This is a genomic window from Kitasatospora putterlickiae (assembly GCF_039527695.1).
GTDB lineage: Bacteria > Actinomycetota > Actinomycetes > Streptomycetales > Streptomycetaceae > Kitasatospora > Kitasatospora putterlickiae.
Genome location: NZ_BAAAKJ010000228.1, coordinates 10,514 through 21,636, shown reverse-complemented (window position 1 = coordinate 21,636; position 11,123 = coordinate 10,514). Strand labels below are relative to the sequence as shown.

The following is an 11,123-nucleotide window of genomic DNA, read 5'->3' as shown; positions in this document are numbered from 1 at the left end:
AACCGGCGGCCGACGAGCCCGCCGGCACCGCCTACCGGGCGAGCCTCGCCCGGGCGCGGGAGCGGACCGGCCCCGGCACCAGCGGCAGGAGCCGCGGCCGCAGCGCGCGCCGGAGAAGGCGAACGCCTGACCGGCCGGGCCCGGGACGGTCACACGGTGCCGAAGGGGAGCTCCAGCTCCGCCCAGACCACCTTGCCGTCCCGGGTCAGCCGGCTGCCCCAGCGGTGGGCGAGCTCGCTGACCAGGAACATGCCCCGGCCGCCCTCGTCCTGCTCGGCGAAGGGACGCAGCTGGGGCGCCTGCCCGCCGGCGTCGGCGACCTCGACGGTGAGCACCCGGTCCCGGAAGAGCCGCAGCCGGCGCGGGGCGTCGGCGTGCAGCAGGGCGTTCGTCACCAGCTCGCTGACCAGCAGCTCGGCGTAGTCGGACAGCGCGCCCAGGCCCCAGGCGTCGAGCGCGGCGCGGGTGAAGCGGCGGGCCGTGCCGGGCAGCCGGCCGCCGCCGGTGAGCGGCAGGGTGGCGACCCGGTCGGCGGGCAGCGGCAGCACCCGGGCCATGATCATCGCGATGTCGTCGTCGCTGCCGCCGCTGACCAGCGCGCCGAGCACGGCGTCGCAGCTCTCCTCCAGGGTCCGGCCGGGTCCTGACAGGGTGCGGGCCAGCAGGTCGATGCCCTCGTCGAGGTCCTGGCCGCGCCGTTCCACCAGGCCGTCGGTGTAGAGGGTGACCATGCCGCCCTCGGGCAGCGAGAACTCGACCGACTCGAAGGCCACCCCGCCGACGCCGAGCGGTACGCCGGGCGGCATCTCGACCCGGCGGGGCGTGCCGTCGGGGGCGACCCAGACGGGCGGCAGGTGGCCGGCCGAGGCGACCTGGAGGGTGCGCTCCAGCGGGTCGTAGACGGCGCAGATGCAGGTGGCGAACTGGCCCTCGCCGATGCCGGAGGCCGTCTCGTCGAGCCGGGTGAGCACCTGCTCGGGCGGCATGTCGAGGGTGGCCAGGGTGCGGGCGACGGTGCGCAGCTGTCCCATCGTGGCCGCCGCCCGGATGCCGTGGCCCATCACGTCGCCGACGACCAGGGCGACCCGGCCGCAGGAGAGCGGCACGACGTCGAACCAGTCGCCGCCGACCTCGCTGGTGACGCTGGAGGGCAGGTAGCGGTAGGCGATCTCCAGGCCGAGGGTGCGGTGGATCTCCTGGGGCAGCAGGCTGCGCTGGAGGGTGAGCGCGGTCTCCCGCTCGCGCCGGTAGAGCCGGGCGTTGTCGATGGCGAGGGCGGTGCGGGCGACGAGTTCCTCGGCGAGCGCGACGTCGGCGGCGGTGAAGGGCTCGGGGTTGCGCATCCGGATGAACTCGGCGCCGCCGAGGACCATGCCCCGGGCGATGACCGGCAGCATCAGATAGGAGTGGATGCCGGCCGCGAGGCCCGGGGCGACCCGGTCCGGGCTGGCGACCAGGCCGCGCAGCACCTCCTCGTCGACGCGGGCGCGCAGCAGCGGGCGCCCGCTGCGCAGACACTCGGTGTAGCTGCGGCCCGGCGCGTACTCGGAGAGCTCGCCCACGACGTCGACGGCGTGCGCCAGCCCGGTCTCGTAGGCCTCGCCGACCGCGACGGCGCGCAGCATCGCGCCGCGGTCCTCCGGGATGGGGGTGGGTTCGGCGCCGCGCAGCACGGTTTCCAGCAGGTCGACGGTGGCGAAGTCGGCGAAGCGCGGGACGACGGCCTCGATGAGTTCCTCGGCGGTGCGCTGGAGGTCGAGGGTGGTGCCGATCCGGGCGGTGGCCTCGGCGATGGTGGCGAGGCGTTCCTGGGCGCGGGCGGCGCGGGCCTCGGCCTGGAAGCGCTCGGTGACGTCGATGATCGAGGAGCAGACGCCGAAGACCCGGCCGGTGGAGTCCTCCAGCCGGAAGTAGGAGGCGGACCAGGCGCGGTCGCGGCGGGGGTCGCCGGGGACGCGGCCGTGCGAGCGGGCGTCGACCACGGGCCGGCCGGTGGCCAGCACCTGCTTCATGATCTGTTCTATCTCGGTGCTGTTGATGCCGGGCAGGATGCCGCTGATCCGGCGGCCGAGGTGGTCGGCGACGGGCAGGCCGTTCATCCGGGCCAGTGACTCGTTGAGCCGGACGTAGCGCAGCTCGGTGTCGTAGACGGCCATGCCGATCGGGGACTGGCCGAAGATGCCGTCGAGGACGGCGAGGTCGGCCTCCACCCGGTGCAGGGCGGCGATGTCGGAGGCGGTGGCGAGCAGCAGCAGGACGCCGCCGGGGCCGGCGATCGGGTAGGTGCGGAACTCCAGGTCGACGGTGCGGCCGTCGCGGTGGCGGACCGGGACGATGCCGGACCAGCCCTTGCCGCCGAGGATGCGTTCGAAGAGCTCCAGGACCTCGGGGCGGTCGCTGTCGTCGGTGAGCAGCCGGGCGGCGTGGCTGCCGACGGCCTCCTCGGCGGTCCAGCCGAGCAGGGTCTCGGCGTCCTCACTCCAGTGCAGGATCAGCCCGTCGTCCTGGAGCAGGGCGGTGGCGAGCGGGACGAGGCGATGGCCGTCCAGGCGTGCGGGGCTGGCGCCGGCTCCGGGGCCGGTGGCGTTGGTGGCGTCCCACTCGTCTCTCCGCATGATCAGGCTGTACCCCGGTTCGGATCGTGCCCGGCCGGGCGGTCCTCGTGGTTCCTTGCGGCCGGGGTTCTTCTCCAGACTGCACGGACATCGTCCGCCCGGCGACCCCTTGGTAAGGGGGACCGGTCGTCCAGGTGTACGGGCGTCATGGGCCTATCGGCCGCAGCGTACTCTCCGGAAGGCCCGCCCACTGCCGGATCACCCCGGATCGTCGGGCGCCGCCGTCGGTGAGCGGGTCGGCGGGGCCGCGTCCGCGGGCCGTGGCACGGGGGTGGCCGGTCATCCGCGGCGGCGGTCGCGTCCGTGCGGGGCCGGTGCCGAGCGGTCCTGGCGGACGGTGGTGGGGGCGGTGCGGCCGGTCCGGGGGCGGCCGCACCGGTGGACGGCGGGCGGCGGGTTCAGCGGGCGGCGGCGGCCTCGCGCTCGCGCAGCTCGCGGCGGAGGATCTTGCCGGCCGGGGACTTCGGGACGGCGTCCAGGAACTCCACCGCGCGCACCTTCTTGTACGGCGCCACCTGTCCGGCCACGAAGGCGGCCACCTCCTGTTCGGTGAGCGCGCTGCCGGGGGCCCGGACCACGAAGGCCTTGGGGCACTCGGTGCCCTCGTCGTCGCACACCCCGATCACCGCGGCGTCGGCGATCTGCGGGTGGCTGAGCAGCAGCGCCTCCAGTTCGGCGGGGGCGACCTGGTAGCCCTTGTACTTGATCAGCTCCTTGACCCGGTCGACGATGTGCAGGTAGCCGCGCTCGTCGACGAAGCCGATGTCGCCGGTGTGCAGCCAGCCCTCGGCGTCGACGATGGCGGCGGTGTCGGAGGGGCGGCCGAAGTAGCCCTTCATCACCTGCGGGCCGCGGATCAGCAGCTCGCCGCTCTCGCCGGTGCCGAGGTCGGCGCCGGTGCCGTCGAGGGCGGTGACCCGCAGTTCGGTGGAGGGCACCATCCGGCCGACCGAGCCCGGCGAGGGGTCGGGGTCGGTCGGGTCCATCACATGGCTGACCGGGGAGAGCTCGGTCATGCCGTAGCCCTGGAGGAGGTGGGTCAGGCCGAGGCGGCGGGCGCAGGCCTCGGCGTGCTCGTCGTCCAGCGGGGCGGCGGCGCACAGCAGGTACTCCACCGAGGAGAGGTCGTACCGCTCGACGACCGGGTTCGTGGCGAGGGCGAGCACGATCGGCGGGGCCACGAGCAGGGACTGCACGCGCTGCTCCTGGACGGTGCGGCAGAACTGCTCCAGGTCGAAGCGGGGCAGCACGACGACGGTGGCGCCGCAGCGCAGCGGCTGGTGGAGCAGGGCGGCGAGGCCGTAGATGTGGAAGAAGGGCAGCACGGCGAGCAGTCGTTCGCCGGGCTTGGGGCGGAAGACGGCGTCGGTCTGGGCGAGGTTGGTGGCGATCGAGCGGTGGGTGAGCATCACGCCCTTGGGCAGGCCGGTGGTGCCGCTGGAGTAGGGCAGCACGGCGACGGCCTCGGCCGGGTCGAGGGTGAGCTCGGGCGCGGGGCCGGTGGCGGCGAGCAGGTCGGCGAGCGAGAGGTGGCCCTCGGCGCCGTCCAGGACGACGATCCCGGCGAGCGGGCGGGCCTCGGTGGCGAGCTTCTCGGCGGCGGCGCGGGCGGTGGACAGGAAGGGTGAGACGGTGATCAGCCAGCGGGCACCGCTGTCGACGAGCTGGCCGGCGAGTTCGCCGGGGGTGGTGAGCGAGGAGACGGGGGTGACGGTGGCGCCGGCCCGGGTGGCCCCGAAGAAGGCCATCGGGTAGCGGATGCTGTTGGGGCTGAACAGGGCCACCACGTCGCCCTGGCGGACCCCCGCTTCGGCGAGTCCGGCGGCCACCCGCCGTACGGCGTGGGCGAGTTGCGCGTAGCTGACGGTCTCGCCGGTGATCCCGTCGATGAGGGCGGGCCGGTCGCCGAGGAGTTCGGCCTCGCCGAGCACGGCGTCGTGCAGGGCGAGGTCGACGATGCCGACGTCCGGGAACTCGCTGTGGAACACCAAGGCGTGCCTCCTGTGCGGTAGTTGGCGCGGGGCGGTACGGCCGGCTGGAGGTCGTGGGCGACCGGCCGCGCGGCGTGCGGGACAGGAGCATACGGACAGTGGGCGCCCGGTGCGCCCCAGTGACGGACGTTTGGCGGAGCGCGCGGGGCGCAGGGGTGGCGCGGACCGGTGAACGTCGAGGTGGGGACGGGTCGACAGGGGCACCCGGTCGGGGGTCCCGGTCAGATGTCAGAACGATGATGCGACGATCCGTTCGAGACTCCGCCGGGCCGCTCCTTCCTCCCGGGCCGCCGAGGTCCGGATCCACCGAGCCTGCCCGGTTGGTTCAACGGCCGGGCGAACGCGGGCCACTGATCACCCGTCCCACGTCACCCCCCGTGCCAGGACCGCCACAGCGCCGCGTAGCCCCCGTCGGCCGCCAGCAGCTCGTCATGGCTTCCCAGTTCGGTGATCCGGCCGCCGTCCATGACCGCGACGCGGTCCGCGTCGTGGGCGGTGTGCAGGCGGTGGGCGATGGCGATCACGGTGCGGCCCTTGAGCACGGCCGCCAGCGAGCGTTCGGTGTGCCGGGCCGTGGCCGGGTCGAGCAGGGAGGTCGCCTCGTCCAGGATCAGCGTGTGCGGGTCGGCCAGGACGACGCGGGCCAGGGCCAGCTGCTGGGCCTGCCGGGCGTCCAGGTGGTGTCCGCCGGCGCCGAGTGCGGTGTCCAGGCCGTCGGGCAGCTCGTCCGCCCAGTCGACCTCGACGGCTGCCAGGGCCGCGTGCAGCTCCTGGTCGGTGGCGTCGGGCGCGGCGAGCCGGAGGTTGTCCCGGACGGTGCCGAGGAAGACGTGGTGCTCCTGGGAGACCAGCACGACATGGCGGCGCAGCCGGTCCGGGTGCAGTTCGGCGACGGGCACCCCTCCCACGGTCACCCGGCCGGTGCGCGGCGCCTCCGCCCCGGCCAGCAGCCGGCCCAGGGTGGACTTCCCCGCCCCCGAGGGGCCGACCACCGCCAGCCGCTCGCCCGGGCGGACCGTCAGGTCGACGCCGTGCAGGACGTCCCGTTCCCCCTGGTAGGCGTACCGGACGCCGACCACGTCGATCCGCTCGTCCACCGGCCGCGCGTCGCCGGTCACGGGCGGCGCCTCGATCCGGCCGACGCCCTCGACCCTGGCGAAGGAGGCGTTGCCGCGCTGGAGCTGGTCGAGCCAGAGCAGGACCTTGTCCAGCGGCTCGGCGAGCCGCCAGACGTAGAGGGCGCAGGCGACGACGGCGCCGACGCTGACCGCGCCGCTGCCGCGCAGGGCGCCGCCGAGCAGCAGGACGGCGGCGACCGGGGCGACGTACGAGAACTCGACGACCGGGAAGAGCACGCTGCGCAGGTACAGCGTGTGGGTGCGGGTGACCCGGCAGCGCTCGATCGCCTCGGCGGCGGCGGCGATCCGGCGCTCCTCCAGGCCCAGCGCCTCGACGGTGCGGGCCCCGGCGGCGGTGGAGCCGAGCACGTCGGCGAGCCCGGAGGCGGCGTCGCCCTCGGCGAGGTAGCCGGCGTGGGCGCGGCGCAGGTACCAGCGGACGGCGACGGCGATCCCGGACAGGCAGAGCGTTCCGCACAGGCCCAGCAGCGGGTTGATCGCGAGCATCGCCGCCAGGATGAAGACGACCTGGACGAGCGCCACGGTGACCTCGGGCGCGGCGTCGCGCAGGGTGGTGCCGACGGTGGCGACGTCGGCGGTGCCCCGGGTCATCAGGTCGCCGGCGCCCGCGCGCTCGACCACCGGGGCGGGCAGGGCGAGCGCCCGTTCGACGAACCGCTCGCGGATCCGGGCCAGGGTGCGTTCGCCGAAGCGGTACCCGGTGTACCGGGCGAAGCGGCCGAGCAGCAGGTGCGCCAGCGCGAAGCCGAGGATGCCGAGGGCGAGGCGGTCGACGTGCTCGGGCCCGGCCCCGGCCCTGACGTCGTCGATGATCCGGCCGAGCAGCCAGGGGCCGCCGAGCCCGGCGGCCGCGGCCAGTCCGTTGAGGGCCAGCATCGCGGCGAACGCGCGCCCGTCCTGGCGGATCAGCCGTCCGGCGGCGCGGCGGGCCTCGGCGGCGGCGGCGATCGGCAGCCGTCCGTGGGGCGGCTGCGGCCGGGCGGTCATCGGGCGGCCTCCTCGGGGCGGTTGGGCCCGGTGGCGGCGTCGGGGTCACCGTCGCCGCGTGCCACCAGGGCGCGGTAGCCGGGCTCCGCGGCGAGCAGGTCCCGGTGCGGACCGGCGGCCACCAGGTGGCCGTCGGCGAGGTAGCAGACGGTGTCGGCCCGTTCCAGCAGCACCGGCGAGGTGGAGGTGAGGGCGGTGGTGCGCCCGTCGCGCGCCCGGCGCAGCCCGGCGGCCATCGCCGCCTCGGTGTGGGCGTCCACGGCGGAGGTGGGCTCCACCAGCAGCAGCACCTCGGGGTCGGCCAGCAGGGCGCGGACCAGTCGCAGCCGCTGGCGCTGGCCGCCGGAGAGGTTGGCGCCCTGGGCCTCGACCGGCGTGTCGAGGCCGTCGGGCAGCGCCCGCACGATGTCCGCGGCGGCGGCGTCCCGCACGGCCCGGGCGATGGCCGCGTCGGTGTGCTCCGAGCGGCCGCCGACCACCGCGCGCAGCGGGCCGGAGAAGAGGTCGGCGTCGTTGTCCGCCACCACGATCCGGCGGCGGACCTCGGCCAGGGCGACGTCAGCGAGCGGGACGCCGCCCCAGGTGGCGGCGGACTCGCGGTACCGGCCGAGCCGGTCGAGCACGGCGGCGGACTCGGCCGGGCGGGCGCTGACGATCGCGGTCAGCCGCCCCGGGGCCACCGCCACGCCGGAGTCGGGGTCGTGCAGGGCCGACGGGGTGCCGGGGGCCGGGCGGAGCGTCGCGGCGTCCTCGACGGCGGGTCTGAGGCCGAGCACGCGGACCACCCGTCCGGCGGCGACCAGGCCCCGGGTGAGGTCGTACCCGCCCTCGATGAAGAAGGAGACCGGCACCACCAGGACGGCGACGTAGCCGTAGACGGCGACCAGCGTGCCGACGGTGATGGTGCCCTCGGCGGCCATCCGGGCGGCCAGCCAGGTCACCAGGGCGAGGAAGAGCGCGGGCAGGCCGACCGCGAGCGCCTGGATCCAGCTGGTCACGGCGCCGACCCGGTAGCCCTCGTCCCGCAGGCCGCGCGAACCGTCGCGGTAGCGGGCGGCCAGCGGTTCCTTGCCGCCGATGCCGTTGAGGACGCGCATGCCGCCGACGATGTCCCCGATCCGGGCCGTCAGCACGCCCTGCCGCTCGCGGTACTCCGACTCCGCGCCCTGGAGCCGCCCCAGCAGCGGTCCGACCACCAGCGCGAGCAGGGGCACGCCGAGCAGGACGACGGCCGCGAGCGGCACGGAGACCGACAGCAGCAGTCCGGCCGCCACCAGGTAGGCGATGACGGCGCCGACGCCGGGGCCGGTGATCGTCAGCGTCTGGCTGATCCGGGCGACGTCGCCGGTCCCGATGCTCACCACCTCGCCGACCGAGACCTTCCGGGGCAGCGCCGCCCCCAGCCGGGTGGCGTGCGCGACCACGACCTTGACCGTCCGGAAGGTCGCGTCCATCCGGACCCGGGTCATGGTGCGGTGGCGCATGATGCCCAGCCAGGCGTTGAGCAGCGCGACGCCGACCAGCGCGGCCACCCAGCCGGCCAGGACCCCGGTCCGTCCCGGCTGCAGTCCGTCGTCGATCGCCCGCGCCATGAGGTACGGCGGCAGCATCAGGCAGACCGTCCAGCAGGTGCCGAGCACCGCGCCGCCCGCCACCCGCCGCCGCTGGCTGACGGTCAGCCACCACAGGTAGCGCGCCGCGCTCCGGTGGTCCGGAGTGCCCGGATCGGCGTACGAGTCCATCACGCGCGTCCCCCTTGAGCCGGGATGAGGGTGTCCCACTGGGCACGGGTCGGGCCGTCGTGGTGGGGGGTGAAGTCGGGGCGGGAGGCGAGCCAGGCGGTGAGGTGGCGGTCGACCTCGTCGGTGCCGTAGGCGACGTCGGGGGTGCTGAACAGGTGGCGGACGCGGGCGCGGGCGCGCATCACGACGGGGTCGTCGAAGGCGCAGGCGGCGAGCGCGGCGGCCCGGCGGTCCGGGGGCGGCGGGTTGTCGCCGAGGCGCTGCTCGTTGGCGCGGTCGGCGGCCACCTGGGCGTCGAACCACGGGCGCAGCGTCCCCGCCGCCCAGGCGTGGTACGGCGTGGGGTCCGCGGCGATCCGGTCGGCCCGGGTGGCGAGGTGGCGGGCGGCGACCAGGCCGAAGGAGACGCCGTGGCCCGAGGTGGGGTTGGTGTGGACGAGGCTGTCCCCGAGGTTGACCAGGCCGGTGACGACCGGTCCGTCGCCGTCCGCGAGGGAGGTCCAGCGGTTGTCCAGGCCCGCCATCGCCAGGACCGGCGACCGCGGTTCGGGGGCCAGGTCGAGCCAGGCGGCGGTGGCGGGGAAGCGGCGGGCGGCGGCCTCGAACACCGCGGGGTCGGTGAGCGCGCCGCGGGTCGGGTCGCCGGTGGAGAGCATCAGGTTGACCGCGAAGGTGTCGTTGTCGGACGGGAAGACGCCGGCCAGCGCGAACGGCGAGGAGGAGCCGGGCTTCACCCGCCCGGGCCCGCGCGGGCCGTCGGGCCGCAGGCGGTACCAGCGGCACAGGTAGGCGAGCCCGGTGCGGTGGCTGTCGACCACCGGTGGGCGGCAGCCGGCCGCGACCAGCCAGGCGGGCACCGGCGAGCGGCGTCCGGCGGCGTCGACGACGAGGTCCGCCCGGTGCGTCGCGGTGCCCACCCGCACGCCGGTGACCCGGCCGGGGCGGCCCGGCGCGACCGTGAGGCCGCTCACCCGGCAGCCGCGCCGCACCTCGATGGCGGGCTCCCGCCGTACCGCCGCGACCAGGGCGGCCTCCAGCACGATGCGGCGGGTGCGCAGCGTCACCAGGTCCTCGTCACCGGCCCGGTGCGGCGGGTGCTCGTCGAACCAGTCGAAGTCGTGGTGCTCGCGGGCCCCGCGGGCCAGCATGTCGGCGTGGACGTCGGGGAGTTCGGCGCGCAGGACGATGCGCGAGAGCCCGAGGAACGAGTGCGGCTGGACGGCCTGCGGGACGCGGGGGCGGTCCCAGTGGAAGAAGTCCCGGTGCAGGTCCTCGCCGGCCTCCCGGATGTCCTGGTCGAACAGCGTGACCGGGTGTCCCCGCCGTCCGAGCATGAGTGCCGCCCCCAGACCGCCGATGCCCGCGCCCATCACCGCAACTCGCGCCACAAGCTCCCCTTTTCGCGTCGTGTTGCAAGATGATCTTACTGGCAGTTGATCGCTGCTCGACAAGCGGTCCGGCCGGTCCCTTCCGGCGGTACGCGTGACGAGTGGCGGGGCCGGCGGGCAGGATGGGGCTCATGTGCGGTCGCTTCGTCTCCACCACCACCCCGTCCGATCTGGCGGACCTGTTGCGCGCCACCGTGTGGCCGGCGACGGAGGCGCTGGCACCGTCCTGGAACGTGGCGCCGACGGACCAGGTGGCGAGCGTGCTGGAGCGGGTCGACCGGGAGACCGGGGAGATCGTCCGGCAGGTCCGGTCGCTGCGGTGGGGGCTGGTGCCGTCCTGGTCCAAGGACCCGGGCGCCGGGGCGCGGATGATCAACGCCCGGGTGGAGACGGCGCACGAGAAGCCCGCGTTCCGCAAGGCGTTCAGGGAACGGCGGTGCGTGGTGCCGGCGGACGGGTACTTCGAGTGGCGGCCGGTCCCGGCGGCCGAGGGGCGCAAGGCGTACAAGCAGCCGTACTACCTGCACCGGCCGGACGGCGGACTGCTGCTGATGGCCGGGCTCTACGAGTTCTGGCGCGACCGCACGGTGGCGCACGACGACGACCCGGCCGCGTGGCTGGTCACCTGCACCGTGCTGACCACCGAGGCGACCGACGCGGCCGGGCGCATCCACGACCGGATGCCGGTCACCCTCGCCCCGGACGCGGTGGACGCCTGGCTGGACCCCGCCGCCACCGACCCCGGCGAGGTGCGCGACCTGCTGCACGCGCCGTCCGGCGAACTGCTGGTGCGGCCGGTGGCCACCGCCGTCAACAGCGTCCGCAACGACGGCCCGCGGCTGCTGGACCCGGTCGAGGACCCGCTGCCGGAGGTCACCGGGGGCCACTACGCGTAGGGGCCGTGGAACGGCGCTTCTATGGCGGATCCGCGTTGTTCTTAGACTGGCCGGATGGAGGACATCGACGCGATCGCGGTGCTGCAGGACCCGGTGCGCCGCCGGCTGTACGAGTACGTGGCGGCCCAGGGCCGCGAGGTCGGCCGCAACGAGGCCGCCGAGGCGGCCGGGGTGGCGCGCACGCTCGCCGCGCACCACCTGGACCGGCTGGCCGAGGCCGGGCTGCTGGAGACCGGCAGCCGCCGGCTGACCGGCCGTTCGGGCCCGGGGGCGGGCCGCCCCGCCAAGGTGTACACCCGGGCGCGGGCGGAGCGGTCGGTGTCGCTGCCCGCCCGCGACTACCGCACCGCCGCCCGGCTCGCCCG

The 11,123-nt window shown here is 75.6% G+C and carries 7 protein-coding genes; 2 read left to right on the top strand and 5 right to left on the bottom strand.

What is annotated here, in order from left to right:
* Positions 1-149: 149 nt before the first annotated feature.
* From ABD308_RS23100 to ABD308_RS23080, 5 genes are all read right to left on the bottom strand, one after another.
* A complete protein-coding gene (locus ABD308_RS23100) occupies positions 150-2,615 on the bottom strand; it encodes a SpoIIE family protein phosphatase (RefSeq protein ID WP_344338149.1) in 2,466 nt (821 codons plus the stop codon).
* Between the two features lie 398 nt (positions 2,616-3,013).
* A complete protein-coding gene (locus tag ABD308_RS23095; protein ID WP_344338147.1) occupies positions 3,014-4,606 on the bottom strand; it encodes a 4-coumarate--CoA ligase family protein in 1,593 nt (530 codons plus the stop codon).
* A gap of 368 nt (positions 4,607-4,974) precedes the next feature.
* Complete coding sequence (locus ABD308_RS23090; protein WP_344338145.1) at positions 4,975-6,732, bottom strand: ABC transporter ATP-binding protein; 1,758 nt, start codon at positions 6,730-6,732, stop codon at positions 4,975-4,977.
* A complete protein-coding gene (locus ABD308_RS23085) occupies positions 6,729-8,477 on the bottom strand; it encodes an ABC transporter ATP-binding protein (RefSeq protein ID WP_344338144.1) in 1,749 nt (582 codons plus the stop codon). The genes ABD308_RS23090 and ABD308_RS23085 overlap by 4 nt, the downstream gene beginning before the upstream one ends.
* Entirely contained in the window at positions 8,474-9,862 is a 1,389-nt protein-coding gene (locus ABD308_RS23080) for an NAD(P)/FAD-dependent oxidoreductase (RefSeq protein ID WP_344338142.1), read from the bottom strand. The genes ABD308_RS23085 and ABD308_RS23080 overlap by 4 nt, the downstream gene beginning before the upstream one ends.
* A gap of 131 nt (positions 9,863-9,993) precedes the next feature.
* Here ABD308_RS23080 and ABD308_RS23075 point away from each other — a divergent pair, with 131 nt between their 5' ends.
* Positions 9,994-10,758: an SOS response-associated peptidase gene (locus ABD308_RS23075; RefSeq protein WP_344338140.1), complete on the top strand. Its 765-nt coding sequence runs from the start codon at positions 9,994-9,996 to the stop codon at positions 10,756-10,758.
* A 54-nt stretch (positions 10,759-10,812) separates the two neighbouring features.
* On the top strand, positions 10,813-11,123 hold a 311-nt coding region (locus tag ABD308_RS23070), incomplete at its 3' end, for a helix-turn-helix domain-containing protein (protein WP_344338138.1).

What these genes read in the sequence shown, in the direction of transcription:
- ABD308_RS23100 (WP_344338149.1), bottom strand. Translation starts at nt 2,615, where the DNA reads ATGCGGAGAGACGAGTGGGACGCCACCAACGCCACCGGCCCCGGAGCC.
- ABD308_RS23090 (WP_344338145.1), bottom strand. Translation starts at nt 6,732, where the DNA reads ATGACCGCCCGGCCGCAGCCGCCCCACGGACGGCTGCCGATCGCCGCC.
- ABD308_RS23075 (WP_344338140.1), top strand. Translation starts at nt 9,994, where the DNA reads ATGTGCGGTCGCTTCGTCTCCACCACCACCCCGTCCGATCTGGCGGAC.